14 protein-coding genes are annotated in these 18711 nt (G+C 72.4%); 6 read left to right on the forward strand and 8 right to left on the reverse strand.

Annotation, left to right across the window (positions count from 1 at the left end; genetic code table 11):
* Positions 1-15: 15 nt before the first annotated feature.
* A complete protein-coding gene (locus AB0B20_RS23645; protein ID WP_357473473.1) occupies positions 16-1407 on the reverse strand; it encodes a PLP-dependent aminotransferase family protein in 1392 nt (463 codons plus the stop codon).
* On the opposite strand from AB0B20_RS23645, the gene AB0B20_RS23650 reads away from it, so the two are divergent.
* A complete protein-coding gene (locus AB0B20_RS23650; RefSeq protein ID WP_357473476.1) occupies positions 1406-2368 on the forward strand; it encodes a DMT family transporter in 963 nt (320 codons plus the stop codon). The two genes, AB0B20_RS23645 and AB0B20_RS23650, sit on opposite strands and share 2 nt — an antisense overlap.
* Before the next feature lie 72 nt (positions 2369-2440).
* On the opposite strand, the gene AB0B20_RS23655 is transcribed toward AB0B20_RS23650, so the two are convergent.
* Positions 2441-3646 (reverse strand): hypothetical protein, encoded by a 1206-nt coding sequence (locus AB0B20_RS23655; protein ID WP_357473479.1) that lies wholly within the window; start codon positions 3644-3646, stop codon positions 2441-2443.
* 319 nt (positions 3647-3965) lie between these two features.
* Between AB0B20_RS23655 and AB0B20_RS23660 the strand changes: the two genes are divergently transcribed.
* Positions 3966-5531: a pectate lyase gene (locus tag AB0B20_RS23660; RefSeq protein WP_357473482.1), complete on the forward strand. Its 1566-nt coding sequence runs from the start codon at positions 3966-3968 to the stop codon at positions 5529-5531.
* 62 nt (positions 5532-5593) lie between these two features.
* Here AB0B20_RS23660 and AB0B20_RS23665 read toward each other — a convergent pair whose 3' ends face one another.
* From AB0B20_RS23665 to AB0B20_RS23685, 5 genes are all read right to left on the reverse strand, one after another.
* Positions 5594-7318 carry a cellulose binding domain-containing protein gene (locus tag AB0B20_RS23665; protein WP_357473485.1) on the reverse strand — a complete coding sequence of 575 codons (1725 nt, stop codon included), beginning with the start codon at positions 7316-7318 and terminating at the stop codon, positions 5594-5596.
* A gap of 28 nt (positions 7319-7346) precedes the next feature.
* Entirely contained in the window at positions 7347-8774 is a 1428-nt protein-coding gene (locus AB0B20_RS23670) for a non-reducing end alpha-L-arabinofuranosidase family hydrolase (protein ID WP_357384419.1), read from the reverse strand.
* A gap of 262 nt (positions 8775-9036) precedes the next feature.
* Positions 9037-10101: an SRPBCC domain-containing protein gene (locus AB0B20_RS23675; RefSeq protein WP_357473488.1), complete on the reverse strand. Its 1065-nt coding sequence runs from the start codon at positions 10099-10101 to the stop codon at positions 9037-9039.
* Positions 10102-10122: 21 nt separating this feature from the next.
* The gene (locus tag AB0B20_RS23680) at positions 10123-11454 is read right to left on the reverse strand and encodes a low temperature requirement protein A (RefSeq protein ID WP_357473491.1); all 1332 of its coding nucleotides are present in this window, start codon (positions 11452-11454) and stop codon (positions 10123-10125) included.
* A 76-nt stretch (positions 11455-11530) separates the two neighbouring features.
* Positions 11531-12121, reverse strand: a complete 591-nt coding sequence (locus AB0B20_RS23685) for a TetR family transcriptional regulator (protein WP_357473494.1) — start codon at positions 12119-12121, stop codon at positions 11531-11533.
* Positions 12122-12241: 120 nt separating this feature from the next.
* On the opposite strand from AB0B20_RS23685, the gene AB0B20_RS23690 reads away from it, so the two are divergent.
* Together AB0B20_RS23690 and AB0B20_RS23695 are read left to right on the forward strand one after the other, a co-directional pair.
* Positions 12242-13882, forward strand: coding sequence for an MDR family MFS transporter (locus tag AB0B20_RS23690; RefSeq protein ID WP_357384427.1), 1641 nt, complete (start codon positions 12242-12244; stop codon positions 13880-13882).
* Positions 13883-13956: 74 nt separating this feature from the next.
* Complete coding sequence (locus AB0B20_RS23695) at positions 13957-14799, forward strand: phosphatase PAP2 family protein (protein ID WP_357384429.1); 843 nt, start codon at positions 13957-13959, stop codon at positions 14797-14799.
* A gap of 7 nt (positions 14800-14806) precedes the next feature.
* On the opposite strand, the gene AB0B20_RS23700 is transcribed toward AB0B20_RS23695, so the two are convergent.
* The gene (locus AB0B20_RS23700; RefSeq protein WP_357473497.1) at positions 14807-16861 is read right to left on the reverse strand and encodes a cellulose binding domain-containing protein; all 2055 of its coding nucleotides are present in this window, start codon (positions 16859-16861) and stop codon (positions 14807-14809) included.
* A 243-nt stretch (positions 16862-17104) separates the two neighbouring features.
* Here AB0B20_RS23700 and AB0B20_RS23705 point away from each other — a divergent pair, with 243 nt between their 5' ends.
* The gene (locus tag AB0B20_RS23705; RefSeq protein ID WP_357384433.1) at positions 17105-17854 is read left to right on the forward strand and encodes a lytic polysaccharide monooxygenase; all 750 of its coding nucleotides are present in this window, start codon (positions 17105-17107) and stop codon (positions 17852-17854) included.
* Entirely contained in the window at positions 17839-18480 is a 642-nt protein-coding gene (locus tag AB0B20_RS23710; RefSeq protein WP_357473500.1) for a DUF305 domain-containing protein, read from the forward strand. Before AB0B20_RS23705 ends, AB0B20_RS23710 begins: the two co-directional genes overlap by 16 nt.
* Positions 18481-18711 lie beyond the last annotated feature (231 nt).

An 18711-nucleotide genomic window follows, 5' to 3' on the forward strand; every position in this document is an offset into this window, starting at 1 on the left:
GGGCGGGGGCGGGGGTCAGTGGGGGAGGGCTGTGGACAGGCGGCGGACGGCTTCGTCCATCTGCTCGGGTGGGGCGGCGGCGTAGGTGAGGCGCAGGTGCGGGGCGGGGGGTTCGGCCGCGTACCAGGGGCGCCCCGGGAAGACGGTGACCCCGGCCGCGGCGGCCGCCGCCGTCACCGCGACGTCGTCGGCGCCGTCGGGCAGGCGTACCCACAGGTGCAGGCCACCGCGGGGGACGTCGCGCGGCGCCAGTGCCGGCAGGTGCCGGTCCAGCGCGGCGAGCAGCGCCTCCCGCCGGGCCCGCAACTCCCGGCGCAGGGTACGGCGGTGCCGGTCCCACGCCGGCGCGGTGAGGAACTCAAGCGCGGCCTGTTGCAGCGGCCCGGCGACGAAGAGGTCGTCGAGCAGGCGGGCGGCGCGCAGCCGCGCCCCGGCCGGCCCGCGCGCGCCGAGCGCGGCGATCCGCAGGCCGGGCGCGGCCGGCTTGGTCAGCGACCGCAGGTAGACGACGTGCCCGTCCGGGTCGTCGGCGGCGAGCGGCGGCGGGGCCTCGCCGTCGACGGTGAGGTCGCGGGCGTAGTCGTCCTCGATCAGGAACGCGCCGGCCTCGCGTACCGCCTCGGCGACCTGGTCGCGGCGGGCCGGCGCGAGCGTCGCGCCGTGCGGGTTGGCGTGCAGCGGCTGGCAGTAGAACACCCGCGCGCCGGTGCGGGCGAACGCGGCGGCGAGCTGGTCGGGCCGTACCCCGTCGGAGTCGGCGGGTACGGGCACCACCCGCAGCCCGGCCGCGCGGGCGGCGGCGAGCGCGCCGAGGTAGGTGGGGGACTCGACCAGAAGCGTGTCGCCGGGCGTGGTGAGCGCCCGCAGGGTCGACGAGAGCGCGGCCTGCCCGCCCGGGCAGATCACCATGTCCTCGGCGCGTAGGCCGCCACCTGATTCGCGGGCGAACCAGGCTCGCAGGTCCGCCCGCCCCTCCACCGGGCCGCGCTGCCACGCGGCGGGCTGGCGGGCGGCGCGGGCGAGCGCCGCGCCGAGTGCGGCGGCGGGCTGGAGATCCGGGTCCAGGTAGCCACCGGTCAGCGGGATCGCGCCCGCCGGAGGTAGGGCCAGCAGCGCCTGCATCTCCTCCTCGCCGCCCCGCCTCGGGCCCAGCGCGACCGTCTGCCACGACAGGTCCGCCCGCTGCGGCCCGGTGCGCCGGGCGGCCACGAACGCGCCACGCCCCGGCCGCGTCTCGATCAACCCGTCCGCGACGAGCCGCCGGGTCGCCTCGGCGACTGTCACGGGGGAGACGTGATGGCGTGCGGTCAGCTCCCGCACGGACGGCAGCCGCGTGCCCGGGGCGGCGGATGCCGCCAGCGCACCCAGGTGCCGGACGACGTGGTCGATAGCGCTACCATCACTCATGAAGGAACAGAGTAGCGCTACTGCCGTGGTGACGGTAACGGTCAGGCCGGGCGGCGGGGTCGCCCTCGGCACGCTGGGAGTCCTGGCCTTCAGCATGTCGCTGCCGGCCACCCGCGTCGCGGTGCACACCCTCGACCCCTGGTTCGTCGCGTTCGGACGCGCGGTCGGCGCGGCGCTGCTGGCGTGGGCCTACCTGCGCCTGACCGGTGCGCCGCGCCCCACCCGGGACCAGTGGCGACGGCTGTCGATCGTCGCGCTCGGCGTCGTCGTCGGCTTCCCGCTGTTCACGTCGCTCGCACTCACCACGCAGACCTCCGCGCACGGCGCGGTGGTCGTCACCGTGCTGCCCGCCATGACCGCGGTGTTCGCGGTGCTGCGGGCCGGGGAACGACCCCCGCCGCTGTTCTGGCTCGCCGGCGCGGCCGGCCTGGCGCTGGTGCTCGCGTTCCTCGCCGCCGGCGGCTCGATCCGCGGCGCGCTGTCACCGGCCGAGGCGTTCCTGCTCGCCGCCGTGGTGCTCTGCGGTCTCGGGTACGCCGAGGGCGGCAGGCTGGCCCGCGAACTCGGCGGCGCCCGGACGATCTGCTGGGCATTGCTGCTGTCGCTCCCGGTCACCGTGCCGGTCACCGGGATTGCCGCGCTCCTGCACCGCCCGCAGGGCGGCGTCGCCGCCTGGACCGGATTCGGCTACCTCACAGTGGTGTCGATGTTCCTCGGCTTCTTCGCCTGGTACGCCGGGCTGGCCCGGGGCGGGATCGCCAGGGTCGGCCAGATCCAGCTCGTCCAGCCGGTGCTCACGCTCGTGTGGTCGGCAGTGCTGCTGGGTGAGGCGGTCACGCCCGGCGCGCTGGTGGTGGCGGGTGCGGTGCTCGCCTGCGTCGTACTCATCCAGCGCACCCGGGGCGGCGCGGCGCCGGGCGTGACCGCGGGTCATCAGGCGTCGGTGAACAAGGCGGCGTAGCGGTTCAGGTGCAGCGGCCAGCCCCGTCGTGAGCGACGCCGTCGCGGACCGGCTCCCAGCCCGGACCCCGCATCAGCAGGCCGGGATGGCGCCGGTCACGCTGGAGACGTACGCGTGGCTGACGAAGTGGCCTGACGCGAGTCGGTTCCACTGGCTGGTCGTCCGGTACGGGCCGCTCACCGACTGGCCGGTGACCGAGCACTCGATCGGCACGTTGGCGTAGGTGGCGGCCAGCCCGACGACGGGGTTGCTCGTGGCCGGGCCGGAGCGGATGTTGAGCGGGCCGCTGCCGATCCGGCCCCGGGTGCCGCTGCCGGTCCAGAGGTAGGCGACGTCGACCCAGGCGTTGTCGGTGAGCAGCAGTCCGTCCCAGAACGTGCCGTCGGCGAGGTCGATGCCGGCCGGGCTGCCCACCACGCGCCCGAACTGGTCCCGGCCTCCGTTGTAGCCGCTCTGGTACGCCGCCTGCGCCTCGGGCCGGCCCTGCGGCAGGTCCTTCCACGACTCGCGGACACTGCTCGGGTTCCAGTAGTCGTCCTTCGTGTTCCACGGCCCCATGTCCCAGACCGGCGCGTACTCGCAGCGGCTGCGGGTCGTGGTGCAGACCCGGACGGTGTAGTCGCCGGTGTTCTTCGGCGCCAGGCCACGGGCCGACGGCAGCGCGACGAAGTGGTCCCGCGAGACGATCACGTGCCCGTTGGCGGTGGTGCCGCCGACCAGCCCCTCCCGCGTGGCGTACACCCGGTAGGTGAGGCCCGGGGTGGCGGCCGTGACGGCCGCGACCGAGTCGGCGACGAGCCGGACCGCGCGCACGGTGGGCGCGGCGGTCGGCCGCTCGGCGGTGAGGGCCACCCGGATCTGCACCCGGGTGACGGGCTGGTCGAAGACGGCTGCGCCGGAAAGGGACCGCCACTCGGTCCACGCGCCCGATCGCCAGCCCCGTGCCGCCACCTCGACGGCGCCGCCGGGGGTCGCCTCGACGTCGGCCCGGACCCGGTTGGCCGGCGCGGCGAGTGGGTGGGGCGCGGTGACGAGCATGCCCCCGGCCGTCTGCCGGCGCTGGGCTGCCGGCCGGCTCGCCGTGTCGGCGAGGCGCAGTCCGGCGTCGGTCCAGCGGACGCCGACGTCGTCGGCGTCGACGACGGTGAGGTCGGCGGTCCACGCGTTGCCGGTGGCCGTGGGTTCCGCCGGGGGTGCGGCGGGCGCCGGGGAGACGGCCAGGACGGCGGCGAGCGCGCCGGCGGCCGCGGCCAGCGGGGTTCTGCGGGGATGGGGCATGGCGCTCCTCGTGAGGGCGGGAAGTAGACGAGGGTCGATCTACAGAGTGAGGTGCAGGCAACCACCGATCGCGCGTCCCGTCAAGAAGGCGGCGCGGCCGGGCGGTGCAAAAAACCTGCAAACGCCAGCTCTTGCCTTCCTGGAAAGCGCTTTCATACGATTGCGTTACATCGATGTTTCATGTGCGGGCCGGGCATCGCAGATGAACCACATTCGCTGGCGGCGCGCCTGATCGCGTCGCGGCTCCTCATTATTCCCATTCGGTGACTGCCGCTGCTCGGCGGCGATTGCCGCATGCTCGAAAAAGGAATGAGGCGACATGAGAAGAACAGTCACGCTGCGACTCCACGCGGCACTGGCAACGGCGGTCGTCGGTATCGCCGTCGCCGTGGTGATGCCGTCCCCGCAGGCGTCGGCGGCGGCGGGCAGCACCACCGGCTACGCCACCCAGAACGGCGGCACCACTGGCGGCGCGGGCGGGCAGACCGTACGCGCCACCACCGGCACCGCGATCCACGCGGCGCTGTGCAACCGGGCCAGCAGCAGCACCCCGATCACCATCGAGGTGACCGGGACCATCAACCACGGCAACACCAGCAAGGTCTCCGGATCGAGCTGCAACACCGCCGACGGCGTGATCGAGCTGAAGCAGATCAGCAACGTCACCCTCATCGGGGTGGGCAGCGGCGCCGTCTTCGACCAGCTCGGCATCCACATCCGCGACTCGCGCAACATCATCATCCGCAACGTCACGGTGCGCAACGTCAAGAAGTCGGGCTCGCCGACCTCCAACGGCGGCGACGCGATCGGCATGGAGAGCACCGTCCGCAACGTGTGGGTCGACCACGTCACGCTGGAGGCGTCCGGTGGCGAGTCGGAGGGCTACGACGGCCTGTTCGACATGAAGGACGACACCCAGTACGTGACGCTGTCGTACAGCATCCTGCGCAACTCCGGCCGGGGCGGCCTGATCGGATCGAGTGAGAGCGACCGCGGCAACGGCTACATCACGTTCGAGCACAACCTGTACGAGAACATCGACTCCCGTACGCCGCTGCTGCGCGGCGGCATCGCCCACATGTTCAACAACCACTACAACGGGCTGCACGAGTCGGGCATCAACTCCCGGGCCGGCGCGCGCGCCAAGGTGGACAACAACTACTTCCGCAACTCCAAGGACGTGCTCGGCACGTTCTACACCAGCGAGCGCGGCACCTGGCAGGTCAGCGGCAACATCTTCGACAACGTGACCTGGTCCTCGCCGGGGAGCGACAACTACCCGGCGGGTCCGAACGTGACGTCCACGACCACCGTGAGCGTCCCGTACTCGTACCGGCTCGACGGGGCGAGCTGTGTGCCGGACATCGTGCGGCAGACCGCGGGCGCCAACACCGGCCTGCGCGTCTCCGACGGCAACTGCACGCCGCAGTCGCCGGCCCCCACCACGCCGGGGCCGACCACCCCGGCGCCGACCACGCCGCCGCCGGGAACGACCACGCCGCCCCCGTCCGGCGGGACCAACCTGAGCCTCGTCTCCGGTGCCGGCGCGGACGGTTCCAGCAAGGCCGACGGCACCAGCTACGGCAACGTGCGCGACGGCAACCTGAGCACGTACTGGTCGCCGTCCGGGTCGACCGGCACCGTCTCGATCAAGTGGGGCTCGGCCACCACTGTGTCCCGCGTGGTCATCCGCGAGCCGTCGGGCACCTCGGGTTCGATCGGGTCGTGGCAGCTCGTCAACAACGACACCGGCGCGGTGCTCGCCTCCGGCAGCGGGGCCGGCCAGATCACGTTCGGCGCGACCTCGCTGAAGAAGATCAACTTCAAGATCAACAGCTCCGGCGGTACGCCGAGAGTCGGCGAGTTCGAGACGTACGCCAGTTAGCAGTCACACACACGAGCGGGGGCGGCCGATCCGGCCGCCCCCGCCCTCGTGCGTGTCCCCGGTCAGAGGGTGAGCACGACGGTGGAGATGCTCCGCGCGCCGACGTTCACCGTCACCTGGTTGCCGTTCACGCCCACCGGCTGGCTCGCCGCGCTGGCGTTCTGCGACGTGGCCACGTACTCCGCCCGGCTGACGTTCTGCGGCGCCTGGATGACCGCGTTGTTCACCGCGCTGGTCGAGCGGTTGAGGATCACCAGCGTGACCTTCCCGTCGCCGGAGTAGGCGGTCACCTCCAGCGGCGACGCCTTCGAGCTCTTGGTCAGGGCGACCCGCTGGTAGCCGGGCCGCACGTACTTCGCGTACTGCGAGAACGCGTACCCCCGCTTGAGCGGCGCGCCCGCCACGGTGCCGTACGCGGACTCCCCGTCACCGATGAACGAGTAGTAGCGCTTGCCGTACCACCAGACGTACGCGCTCCAGTTCGACTCCATCGACTTGTGCACGGTGCGCATGATGTCGTCGAGCGTCTCGTTCCAGACCGTGGCGTTTGCCGGGTTGCCCCAGATGTTCGAGCCGCTGCCGTCGGCCTCGTGCAGGTTCCACTCGGTCATCCACACCGGCTTGTTGTACTGCTGCGCCAGCGTGTACGGCTTCAGCCGGCCGGACGCCTCGGTGCCGTACAGGTGACCGCCGATGTAGCCGATGTTGTTGCGGGCCGCCGCGTCGTTGAGCGTCGGGTCGGTGTACCCGTAGTTGAGGTTCACCGCCTCGGCGACCATCAGCTTGGTGTTCTGCACCTTGGCGCCCTGCTCCCGCACGAAGGTCTGGAGTTCGGTGCCGCTCCAGTCCATCGAGTCGTAGTCCGGGTGCCAGTCCGGCTCGTTCTGCACTGACGTGACGTCGATCGTCACGCCCTGGTTGCGCATGTACTGGACGTAGCTGTTGAGGTGGCCGGCGTAGTCGTCGTAGTAGTCGGTGCGCAGCTTGCCACCGTTGATCCGGCTGTTGTTCGTCTTCCAGGCCGCCGGGGCGGTCCACGGCGACGCCATGATCTTCACGTTCGACCCGTACGACTTCGCCGTCCGCAGCGCGCTGACCTGGGTCCCCCACTCGCCGGACACCGGCGAGATCCCGGTACGCACGATCGACAGGCCGAGCTGGTTGGGGCCGAGCCCGACGAGCGTCTGCGTCTCGGCGGTCGACCACGCGCCGCCCCAGATCGACACCGCGGCGCCGAACCCGTCGATCGTCTGGTAGCGGCTGGCGGTGTTGACGGTGATGTCCGCCGCCCCGGTGGGCGGCGGGGTGCTGGGTGAGGTGGTCGGCGAACTCGTCGGGGAGGTGGACGGCGACGTGGTCGGTGTCGTCGTGCCGCCGGTGCAGGTCACCCCGTTGAGCGCGAAGCTCGTCGGCGCGGGGTTGCCGCTGGTCCAGGACCCGTTGAAGCCGAACGACGTGTTGCCGTTGGTGGGGATGGACCCGTTGTAGTCGACGTTGCGGGCGGTGACAGCCGCTCCGCTCTGCGTCACAGTGGCGTTCCACGCCTGGGTGACCGTCTGCCCGGCGGCGTAGGACCAGGTGAGCGTCCAGCCGTTGACCGGGTCACCGAGGTTGGTGACCGTCACGTTCGCGCCGAAGCCGCCCTGCCACTGCGACGACACGGCGTAGGTGACCGCGCAGCCGGCGGCTGCCGCGCCGGCCGGCAGCGCCGCGGCCATCGCGGTCGACGCCAGCAGGACGGCCCCGGCCGACAACACCGCGGTACGGGTCGTCTGGTGCCTTCTCATCGGATCTCTCGCTTCTCGATCGGCCGGCTCAGCGCTGGAGGGTGAGGAGTCCGGGGCGGTAGGGCAGGAGGCCGTAGTCGCCGCCGGAGTTGGGGGAGCGGCCCTGGTAGAGCAGTTGGAGGTTGCAGGGGTCGACGGTGAAGGTCTGGTCGGCGGTGGTGCGGATCAACTCGCCGTGGCTGATGTCGTTGGTCCAGGTGGCGCCGCTGTTGGCCTTGCCGGCGAACGGGTTGGACTCGGTGGCCGCCTGGGGGGTCCAGGATCCGTTCAGGCTGGTGGCGGTGAAGGACCGGAAGTAGCGGCCCTGGGAGCCGATGGCCTCGACGATCATGAGGTAGCGGGTCTGGCCCTGGAGCTTGTAGACCTGCACGGCCTCGAACAGGTTGTTCGTCGAGTCCGACATGATCGTGGTGTAGTTCGAGCCGAAGCTGCCGGGGAAGTTCCCGATCGGCATGCTGGAGCGGTAGATCTTGCCGTTGTCACCGGCGAAGAACAGGTACATGTTCTGGTCGTCGGCGATCAGGGTCTGGTCGATCGGGCCGGTGCCGGAACCGGAGATGCTGCCGGTGAACAGCGGCTGCGCCGACGACCAGCCGTTCGGGTTCGTCGGGTTGGTCGAGGTGCGGTAGGAGAACGCGGTCGGTCCCCACTGGTAGGCCAGCACCCAGATGTTGCGCGGCGCGAAGTAGAACAACGTGGGCGCCACAGTCCCCGACGACATCGCGTTCTGCGACGCCGAGGCCATCTGCGACCAGTTCGAGAACAGCCCGAAGTTCATCGACCCCCACGACGACCCGGTGTCGTGCGTCGTGGCGTAGACCAGGTGCTGCCCGTTGTAGGGCACCACTGTGAAGTCCTTCAGCGACACCCAGCCCGAGCGCGGCTGCGCCAACGCACCGGTGGACGACCACCGGTACGACGACGGCAGACTGCAGGTGTTGCCCGGCGGCGGTGTCGTGGGCGGTGCGGTGGTCGGCGGCGCCGTGGTGGGCGGTGCCGTGGTGGGTGCGCCGGTCGGGCCGCCCGTCGGCGTGGTGGTGCCGCCGGTGCAGGTCACCCCGTTGAGCGCGAAGCTGCTCGGCACCGGGTTGCTGCTGGTCCAGGAGCCGTTGAAACCGAACGACGTGCTGCCGTTGGTCGGGATCGACCCGTTGTAGTCGACGTTGCGCGCGGTGACCGCGGACCCGCTCTGGGTCAGGCTCGTGTTCCACGACTGGGTGACCGTCTGCCCGGCGCCGAACGACCACGTCAGCGTCCAGCTCGACACCGGGTCACCGAGGTTCGTGACGGTGACGTTGGCGCCGAAGCCGCCCTGCCACTGCGACGAGATCGCGTAGTTGACCGAGCAGCCGGCGGCGGCTGCCCCGGCGGGCAGGGCCACGGCGACGGTCCCCGACGCCAGCAGCGCGGCGCCCGCCGACGCCAATATGGCATTGACTGACCTAGATCTGGACATGGAATGACCTCCTGCGGGGGCAGCGGCTCCGACATTGGCGGTGGCGATTGTTTTGTGAGCGTTAACAGCCGCGTCAGGGATGTTACGGGAGCGCTCCCATGCACTCAACAACCCATTTCCGCGCCCACCGCACCGGCACCCCCGCCCGCCCACGCCCCATCCGCCCACGCCCCACCCGCCCGGGATGCGGCGATCATGAAGTTGGCCGTCGTGAATGCGGACGAATCCACGGCCCAACTTCATGATCGACGTGGTGAAGCCCTCAGGCGGGGGTGCAGGGGGTGTTCTCCGTGGCGCAGGCGGCGGGGGCGTCGTGGCCCGGGTCGGGGTCGCGGACGTCGAAGCGGATGGTGGCGGTCTCGCCGCCCGGCAACACGCCGCCGGTGAACGTCACCACGGCGCCGTCCTGTTTCGCCTCGGCCCCGCTCACGCTGCCCACCGTGGCGCCGTCGTGCAGCGTCACGGTGACCGTCCAGCCCGGACGCGGCGACGGTCCGGGATTGCGCAGCACCACCTGGCCCCGGTAGCCGAAGACCCGGTCGGTGACCGTCTCGTAGGTGGCGCTCAGCGGCGCCGCCGCGACAGTCGAGGGCGTCGGGCTCGGCGTACGGCTGGGGGTGGGTGATGGTGTCGGCGAGGGCGACGCGCTGCGGCGGCTCGGGCTGGGCGTGGGCCGCGCGGTCGTGGGGCGGGCCGACGGCGTGGCGCTGGACGGCATGACGAGCGACGTCGTCGGGAGCGGCGCGGCCGGCGCGGGCGGGTCGTCGCCGGTGGCCCACACCGTCGCCCCGGCCGCCGCGGCGAGCAGCGTCACCGCGCCGGCCGCCAGCAGCACCCGGCGCCGCCCGGGCCGGCGGTGCTCGTCGCCGAGCAGCCGGACCACCGGCAGTTCGGCGGTCAGCCCGCCCTCGGCGCGGCGCAGGTCGACGTTCTGGAACGCCAGCCAGTCGAGGATCGCCGGCAGCCGTCCGGTGACTGCCTGTTCGTGCTGCTCGGCGCGGGCGTCGGCGTCCCAGTCGCCGTCTTCGAGCACCTCGCGTACGGACAGCCGGGTGCCGAGCGCGGTCGGGGTCAGGTCGCAGGCGAGACGGGTCGCCCGGCCGTCCGCCCGGCAGCGGACCACCAGCCGCTGCGGCGCACGCACCTCGACGGTCTCCACCTCGGTGTCGCCGTCGTAGCCGGGCAGCGCGGCGGTGGCCAGGATCCACCGGTCGGACCGGGGCGCGCTGTCGGCGAACCACTTGGCAAGCAACGCGCGTTCCGTGAGCGCCCGCCAGACCCGGGCGGGCGGGTGGAACAGGTCGACCTCGGTGACGATCTCGATCACGCGGAGACTCTAGGTCCTGTGTCAAGATCGGCGCGGGGCGCTGTCGCCGTCCTCGCGCCAGCGGGCCCGCCAGGCCGCCTCGCTCTCCTCGGCGCTCGTCTTCTCCTCGTGCATGAGCCGGCGCAACGCGACCCGGGAATCGGCGAAGATCACCAGCTCGGTACCGACGAGGGCCACGCAGATCGCGGTGAGCAGGCCCAGCGCGGCGAGCGCCGGCAGGTGCCGGCCGACCGGCAGCGCCGCGGCGAGCAGGACCACAGTGCCGAGCCGGGTCCAGGACAGCGTCCGCAACGCCCGCCACTGGAACGCCATGTTGGCGGCGAGGTAGACCAGAACGCCACCGAAGAGCAGCGGCACCGCCGGCCCGTGGCCGCGCTCCGCCGGGCCGCCCGCCGGGTCGGTGACGATCCGGACCAGCTCCTCGGCGCCGATCGCGAACAGGATCACCCCGGCGATCATGGGCAGGTAGAGATACGCGTACGCGTCGCGGGCCAGCGCGACCCGCGGACGGCCCTGCGCGGCGTGCAGCGCGATCCGGGCGGCCGGGCCGATCATGTCGAAGTGCGCCCACCAGAGCGCGGCGGTGAACAGGATGCCGAAGATCGCCGCCGGGATCGCGGGCCAGGTGACCGGCTGGCCGAGCAGGTTGCCGCCGACGCCGACCGAGATGACCGACTCGCCGAGCGCGATGATCAGGATGAGGTCGTACCGCTCGGTCCAGTGCTCGGCCGAGGTGATCTTCCAGCCGTCGGCGCCGGCGAGCAGGCCGCTGCTGTACTGGATGGCGACGACCGCGATCCAGAGCCCGTCGCGCAGCCACGGGCCGACGTCCGGGGCTACGCGCGGCGGCAGCAGCGCCGCCACCAGCAGCAGGGAGGACGAGATCAGCGCCTCCGGCAGGAACAGCCGCAGCTTGCGCCGGGCCGGACGGTCGTCCCGCGTGGCGTACCAGTACAGGGCGGTGTGCACGAACCGGATCACCACGTAGCTGATCGTGACCAGGATCGGCCCGGCGCTGCCCTTGTCCAGGTCGCCGAACGTCTGCGGCAGCGCGAGCGCGAACGTGAACAGCGCGATCATGCCGACCACCATGAGGATCGGCACGAAGCCCTCGCCGAGGCGCAGCCGGGCGGCGACAGCGCTGTGCACCACCCAGCACCACCAGAGCACGGCGAGCACCAGCAGCGCGTGCAGCAGCTCCCGCGGTGTGACGTTCGCGGCGGTGGCGCGCGTGATGATGAAGAAGGAGACCACGAAGACGAGGTCGAAGAAGACCTCGAACCGGTCGACCCGGGTCGCCGGGGCGACGCCGGTCGCCGGTCCGAGCCCTTTGCGCCAGCGGTCGGCACCCACCGGGCGAGTCTGTCAGCCCAGGTCAGGTGGGGTGTTCCGTTCGTGGTCATTCCACCGTTCCCGGCTGGGGGAGCGCTCAGCCGTCCGCCGGGGCGGCGCGGGCGAGCACGTCGCGCAGCACGTCGCGCAGCGGCCGGCCGGGGTGTTCCAGCCACTCGTGGGCGGCGACGCGCAGGGACGCGAGGAACGTGGCGGCGACGACCCGGGCCCGCAGCGGCGAGTCGGGCCCGGTCAGCCGACGGGCCAGCTCCGCGGCCATCTCCCGCTCCTGGGCCGCGTACGCGCCGACCTGGTGGGCGGCCAGGCTCGGGTGGCCGTGCAGCCGCCGTCGCCGGTTGAGCCAGGGCTCGGCCGGGTCGTCGTAGCCCTCCTCGGCCTGGACGAGGGCGGCCCGGGTCAGGGTGGCCCACGGCCCGAGTTCCGCCGGCTGCTCGGCGACCAGCGCGAGGAGCCGGCGCAGCCGCAGCGTGTCGCCGTGGAAGAGGGCCTCCTCCTTGCCGCTGAAGTAGTTGGAGAACGTGCGCCGGGACACGTTCGCGGCGTCGGCGATGGCCTCGACGGTGATCCGGTCCGGGCCGTGCTCGGCGGCGAGCGACAGCGCCGCCTCGTGCAGCGCGAGGCGGGTTGCCGCCTTCTTGCGTTCCCGCAGCCCGGTGCACTCGTCCATGCGGCTAGCGTAGGTGAGCCATTTCTCAATGGGCAAACTTGCCTACCGGGCAAGGTTTAGTGTTGATTGCTTGAGGCAACGAAGCGGCCAACCCAATCGACACACCTGGAGGACGCGCGGATGAGCGCACCCACCGCGACGGCTGAGGCCGCCCCCATGAACCGGCGGCAGACGCTGGAGGCACTCAGCGGCCTGCTGCTGGTGCTCTTCGTGGCCATGCTGAGCGGCACAGTGGTCTCGACGGCCCTGCCGAAGATCATCGGAGCGCTCAACGGTTCGCAGACGCAGTACACCTGGGTGGTCACCGCTACCCTGCTCACCGCCACCGCGACCACCCCGATCTGGGGCAAGCTGGCCGACCTGTTCAACAAGAAGCTGCTGATCCAGGTCGCCATCGTGGTGTTCCTGGTCGGATCGGTCGCGGCCGGCTTCGCGCAGAGCGCCGGGCAGCTCATCGCCGCCCGCGCCTTCCAGGGCATCGGCGTCGGCGGCCTCCAGGCGCTGGTGCAGGTCGCGATCGCGGCCATGATCCCGCCGCGCGAGCGGGGCCGCTACAACGGCTACCTGGGCGGCGTGATGGCGCTGGCCACCGTGGGCGGCCCGCTGCTGGGTGGCCTGATCGTGGACACCTCGTGGCTCGGCTGGCGCTGGTGCTTCTTCGTCGGTGTGCCGGTCGCCGCCGTCGCGCTGTTCCTGCTCCAGATCACCCTGAACCTGCCCACCGCGCGCCGGGACAACGTCAAGATCGACTATCTGGGCGCCACGCTCATCGCCGCCGGCGTCAGCGTGCTGCTGATCTGGATCTCGTTCGTCGACGACTCGTTCGCCTGGGTCTCCTGGCAGAGCGGCGCCATGGTCGGCGGCGCGGTGCTGCTGCTCGCGCTCGCCGTCTGGGTGGAGGCGCGGGCCGCCGAACCGGTGGTGCCGCTGCACATCGTCCGCGAGCGCACCACCGCCCTGGCGATCCTGGGCAGCCTCGCGGTCGGCATGGCGATGTTCGGCGGCGCGGTCTTCCTCGGCCAGTACTTCCAGATCGGCCGCGGCTACAGCCCGACCGAGGCCGGCCTGCTCACCATCCCGATGATGGCCGGCGTGCTGATCTCCTCGATCGTGGCGGGCCGGATGATCACCGCCACCGGGAAGATCAAGCCGTACATCGTGTTCGGGGCGGTCGTGCTCGTCATCGGCTTCGGCATGCTCGGCACCATCGACCACGAGACCTCGCTGGTCTTCGTCGGCATCGCGATGTTCATCGTCGGCGTCGGCGTCGGCATGACCATGCAGAACCTGGTGCTCGCCGTGCAGAACACCGTTTCGCTCAAGGACATCGGCGCGGCGAGCGCCAGCGTCGCCTTCTTCCGCTCGCTCGGCGGCACCATCGGCGTGTCGGTGCTCGGCGCGGTGCTGGCCCGCCGGGTCACCGACCGGATCAACCACGACCTGGCCGCGGCCGGCATCCCCGCCTCCGGCGGAGGCGGCGGCAGCACGCTCAACCTCGACGCGCTGCCCGAACCGGTCCGGCAGATCGTCCGGGCCGCATACGGGGACGCGACCGGGCATATCTTCCTGATCTCGGCCGCCATCGCGGTGGTCGGTATCGTGGCGGCGCTGCTGCTGCGCCCGGTCACCCTGCGTTCCAGCCTCGACCTGCCGGACACCGGCCGATCGGTGGCGGTGGGAGCGGACGCCGTCGACGGCGCGCCCGCCTTCGACGAGGTGAGCGTGGACTCGGCCGGCCGGGAGGAACGCGCCCGCCGCTGAGCCCGTACCCCCAGGGCCGTCGCCGACCCCGGCGGCGGCCCTGGCCCATGCGGGGACGAACCGAAGGAGGAGCCGTGGACGTCACGCGGACCGCGCCCACCCGTCTCGCCGTATGGCAGCGGGCCGCGCGTGAGCTGGCGCTGGTCGCCGTGCTCTTCCTGGCCTACAAGGCGGGCCGGCAGGTGGTGGCCGGGCACGCCGAGGTGGCCCTGGCAAACGGCGAGTGGGTCTGGCGGCTGGAACGGCTGCTGCGCCTGCCCGACGAGATGCTCGTGCAGGGGCCGCTGCTGTCGCAGGAGCTGCTGGTACGCGTCGCCAACTCGTACTACGCCTACATGCACTTCCCGGCCACCGTGCTCTGCCTGGTCTGGCTCTGGCTGCGCCGCCCGGCCCACTACCTGCGGCTGCGCCGCGCCCTGGCGTCGCTCACGGCGGTGGCGCTGGTGCTCCACGTCTGCATTCCGCTCGCGCCGCCCCGGCTGACCGCGCTCACCGGGATGGTCGACACCGGCACCCGGTTCGGCCCGAGCGTCTACGGTCCCCCCGACACCGACCAGCTCAGCAACCAGTACGCGGCCATGCCGTCGCTGCACGTGGGCTGGGCGCTGGCGATCGCGCTGGCGCTGATGGCGGTCACCACCGGACGCCTCCGCTGGCTCTGGCTGCTCCACCCCCTGGCGACAGCGCTCGTGGTCGTGGTCACCGGCAACCACTACTGGCTCGACGGTGTCGTCGCGGTGGTGCTGCTCGTGGCGATCCTGGCCGTCCTGCCGACGGCCGTGCCGGAACCGCCCACGCTCCCGTCCGGACCGGTGCGCCCGCACGTGGTGCCGGCGCCCCGGCGAGCCGGCCACCGCCGGAACCCGAAGGTCCCGGCGGCGGCCGACGTACGGCTGCGGCCACCCGGCCGCGGCTGAGGACTCCTCAGCGCAGCGTGCAGACCGTGCCGTTGAGGCGGAACGCCGCCGGCGGCACGTTCGGCCCGCTGTACGCGCCGACGAAGCCCACAGTCGTGCTCCCGCCGTCGGCGGCGAGCCGCCGGTTGTCGGCGGTGGGCGTCACCCGGACGTCGCGGCCCTGCTGGTCCCAGGTGGCGCTCCACCCGCTGCTCACCTGCTGCCAGGCCGTCGGCCAGGTCCAGGTCAGCGTCCAGCCGTCGACGGCCTTCGCGCCCGTGTTGATCACCTCGACGTTCGCCACGTACCCGTTGCCCCAGTCGTTGTCGTCGTTGAACCGCACCGCGCAGGAGCTCTCGGCCGGGCTGCCGGTGGCGAACGTCAGCGGTGGCGACGACCAGGAGACCTGTCCGGCCGTGTCCCGGGCCAGCACGTTGACCGTGTAGCGGGCGCCCGGTTCGAGGTTGCCCACCGTGAGGGACGTTCCGGCGGTCTCGCCGAGCTGCTCGCTCACCGCCCCGTACTGCCGGTGCACCTCGTACTTGGCGATCGGCGACGCGCCCGGCGTGGCCGCCGGCCAGGAGATGGTCGCCGCGCGGTCGGTCACCGCGCTCGCCGTCGGCCGGCCCGGGGCGCCGGGCCGCCCGGCCGAGCTGCCGGCCGGTCGCAGCACGAGCGTGGTGAGCGAGTACGGCGGCAGCGTCCGCGCCGCCGCGCTGCCGGCGCGGGCGGTGCTGATCGCGGTCGCGCCGTTGGTGAACGTGTGCACTGTTGGCGCCTCGTCGGCCGGGGTGAACCCGGCGTAGTCGAGCGCCACCGGGTGTGCGTTCTCCGGGTCCTTGTTGAGCAGCAGGACCGCGAGGCTGCCGTCCGGCCGGCGGACCGCGTGCGCGGCCACCAGCGGCTGGTCGGTTCCGGCGCGGACGAGCTGGTCACCGGGCCGGGCGAACAGGTTCATCATGGACAACGCGTGGTACGGCGCGAACGGCGTGTTGAACGCCGGCTGGCACACCTCGCCGTCGTTCGTGCAGTTGCCGCTGGACAGCAGCCCGAAGTCGCCGTAGTCGGTCTGCCCGGCCACCTCGGAGACCGTGCCGATGCCGTTGTGCACGTTCCACCACTGCACCGTGAACACGCCCTGCTCCAGCAGGCCGCTGTAGGCGTCGGCGAGGAACAGCGCGCCCGGCGCCGTGGTGCGACCGGCGTCCACGTTCAGCTCGGTGAAGCTGATCCCGATCCGGTCCGCCCCGGGGCCGGCGTACCGGGCGATCTGCTGGCGCAGCAGCCAGGCCGCGTCGGGCAGATGGTTGGTCCGGGCCAGCGAGTCGGCGGCGTTGCCGCCCGGGTACCAGTGCACGTCCACGAAGTCGATCTTCGGACCGGCGAGGGAGAGCACCGTCTGGTTCCACGGCCCCGGGTCGGATCCGGCGGTGATCCCGTCCGGCCAGTTGCCGGGCATGGTGAGCACCGCGCCGACCTTGATGCTCGGGTCGACCGCCTTCATCGCGTCGGCGTACTCGACCACCAGCCGTGCGTACTGGGTGGCGCTCTTGTCCGGGTGGTCGTCGGCCTCCCAGGCCGAGCCGTAGTGGCCGTTGCCGTAGTTCTCGTTGCCGACTGTCCACCACTTCGCGCCGTAGCCTTTTGTGACGTTGGCGTAGCGGACCCACGCCGCCGCCTCGGCGGGCGTGCCGGTGCCGTAGTTCGCGATGATCATCGGCTGGGCGCCGATGCGGCGGGCACCGGCCATGAACGTGTCGAAGTCGGTGTTCGGGGCGACGTGGCCGCCGGGCGCGGTGTGGGTCTCCCAGTGGTAGATGTCGGCGTACGAGCCGCCGGGGTAGCGCAGCATCTTCACGCCCGCGGCCTTGAGCAGGTCGGACGTCTCGGCGCTGCCGAGCTGCGAGTCCCAGATGGCGTGGTTGACGCCGAGCGCGGTGGCCGGGACGGTGGCCAGCCCGGCGCGGGTGTTCACCGTGACGGTGACCGGGTCGGCGGGGTCGGCGGCGACCGGCCCGCCGACGGTGCTGAGCGCGGCGGCGACAAGCAGCAGGCTGGCCGCGAACGCGGTGGATCTCCTCATGTGGGGGTGTCCTCCGGGGAGTGGGACGACGAGGCGATGCCCGGTCTGCGTCGTCCTCCCGGACGCCTTGCGGCGGCGGGATGCCCAGGAACGACGGTCGGCTCCGCGCGGCGAGCCATCGATCAGGATCATACGCCCGGCGCCGGTCGTGCAGGACTTAATTTATAGATAGGAGTCTTTACTGTTAAGAATGTTTAATTTATGTTCGGGGCACCTTCCGTTCCGCCCGAAGGAGTTGCCACCATGCGTCGAAGAATCACCCTCCCGCTGCTCACCGCCGGTGCCGTCACCGGCACGCTCGCGCTCGCCGCACCCGCGCAGGCCCACGGCTACGTCTCCTCGCCACCCAGCCGGCAGGCGCTCTGCGCGCAGAACCGGGTGCCCGACTGCGGCCAGATCAAGTACGAACCGCAGAGCGTCGAGGGCCCCAAGGGTCTGCGGAGCTGCCACGCCGGCATCGCCCAGTTCGCGGTACTCAACGACGACAGCCGCAACTGGCCGGCCACCTCCGTCGGCAGCACCGTCACGTTCACCTGGGTCAACACCGCCCGGCACGCCACCGCCAACTGGGAGTACTGGATCGGCGGCACCCGCGTCGCGGTCGTCGACGGCGGGGGCCGCCAACCCGGCGCGACCGTGTCCCACACGGTCGGCCTGGGCGGTTTCTCCGGCCGGCAGAAGCTGCTGGCGATATGGAACATCTCCGACACCGCCAACGCGTTCTACTCCTGCGTCGACCTCCAGATCGGCGGCGGAGGCGGCAACCCCACCCCGTCGCCCACCCCGACCGCGGCGCCCACCACGCCCGCGCCGTCGCCCACACCCACCCGGACCAGCACCCCGGCGCCGGGCGGGACGTGGACCGCTGGGCGGGCCTACCAGGTCGGCGACACGGTCACCTACGACGGCCGCGGCTACCGCTGTCGCCAGGCGCACACCGCCATCGCCGGCTGGGAACCGCCGAACGTTCCGGCGCTGTGGCAGCAGATCTGAGCCCGCGTACCCGCGCGGCGGAGCCGGCCGTTCCCCGGCTCCGCCGCGCGCCCGCCGTCGGCCCGGCCACGGCACTGCTCGCGGCGCTGCTGGCCCTGACCGGTTGCGGCGGGCCGCCCGCCGCCGATCCGTCCCCGCCGGCCCCGTCCGCCACGGCTTCGGTCCCGTCCGGCCCGGATGCCACGGTGAGTGGGATCGACGCGCTGTTCCTGGCCATGATGGTGGCGCACACCGAGCAGACGCTGGAGATCGTCCGGCTCGGCCTCGACCGCGCCGGTGACCCGCGGCTGCGCACGCTCGCCGCCGCCGTCCGGGCCACCGAGACCGACGAACTGGCCACCATGCGCCGATGGCTGCGCGAGGCCGGCCCGTCAGCCGCCGCTGCCGCCCGGCACGACCACTCCGGACACAGCGACGCCGCCGCCGGACTGGCCCGGCTGCGCGCCGCCGCGCCCGCCGACGCCGACCGGGTGCTGCGCGACGTGCTGAGCCGGCACCAGCGCACCGCCGCCGACCTGGCCCGCGCCCAGGTCACCGCCGGGACCAGCGAACGGGTACGCGACCTAGCCCGCCGCATCGACCGTTCCCGGACGGCCGAGGTCGAACTGATGGCCGGGCTGCGCTGAGCGGCGGCCCGGGTGAGGGCATGACCTTCGTCACGGTCGCCGCCGCCCGTCCCGCCCCGACAACAGTCGCGAACCGGCGCGCACCAGCCCTTTCCGCGAGCCGCCGGAGCGCCCGGGGCCGCCGGGGCGGCCGCCTGCCGCAGCACCGCGGTTCGCCTCTGGGCAAAACCGGCCGCGTGCTGTCCCAGGTCATCGCTACGCTGTCGCCCGGACGTCGCCCCGCCGCGCGTT

It is taken from the genome of Micromonospora sp. NPDC049151 (assembly GCF_040648395.1).
Taxonomy (GTDB): domain Bacteria; phylum Actinomycetota; class Actinomycetes; order Mycobacteriales; family Micromonosporaceae; genus Micromonospora.

Excerpts from the sequence above, each read along its gene's own strand:
- AB0B20_RS23660 (WP_357473482.1), top strand. The coding sequence starts at position 3,966 with ATGAGAAGAACAGTCACGCTGCGACTCCACGCGGCACTGGCAACGGCG.
- AB0B20_RS23665 (WP_357473485.1), bottom strand. The coding sequence starts at position 7,318 with ATGAGAAGGCACCAGACGACCCGTACCGCGGTGTTGTCGGCCGGGGCC.
- AB0B20_RS23700 (WP_357473497.1), bottom strand. The coding sequence starts at position 16,861 with ATGAGGAGATCCACCGCGTTCGCGGCCAGCCTGCTGCTTGTCGCCGCC.
- AB0B20_RS23655 (WP_357473479.1), bottom strand. The coding sequence starts at position 3,646 with ATGCCCCATCCCCGCAGAACCCCGCTGGCCGCGGCCGCCGGCGCGCTC.
- AB0B20_RS23670 (WP_357384419.1), bottom strand. The coding sequence starts at position 8,774 with ATGTCCAGATCTAGGTCAGTCAATGCCATATTGGCGTCGGCGGGCGCC.
- AB0B20_RS23690 (WP_357384427.1), top strand. The coding sequence starts at position 12,242 with ATGAGCGCACCCACCGCGACGGCTGAGGCCGCCCCCATGAACCGGCGG.
- AB0B20_RS23685 (WP_357473494.1), bottom strand. The coding sequence starts at position 12,121 with ATGGACGAGTGCACCGGGCTGCGGGAACGCAAGAAGGCGGCAACCCGC.
- AB0B20_RS23705 (WP_357384433.1), top strand. The coding sequence starts at position 17,105 with ATGCGTCGAAGAATCACCCTCCCGCTGCTCACCGCCGGTGCCGTCACC.
- AB0B20_RS23645 (WP_357473473.1), bottom strand. The coding sequence starts at position 1,407 with ATGAGTGATGGTAGCGCTATCGACCACGTCGTCCGGCACCTGGGTGCG.
- AB0B20_RS23650 (WP_357473476.1), top strand. The coding sequence starts at position 1,406 with ATGAAGGAACAGAGTAGCGCTACTGCCGTGGTGACGGTAACGGTCAGG.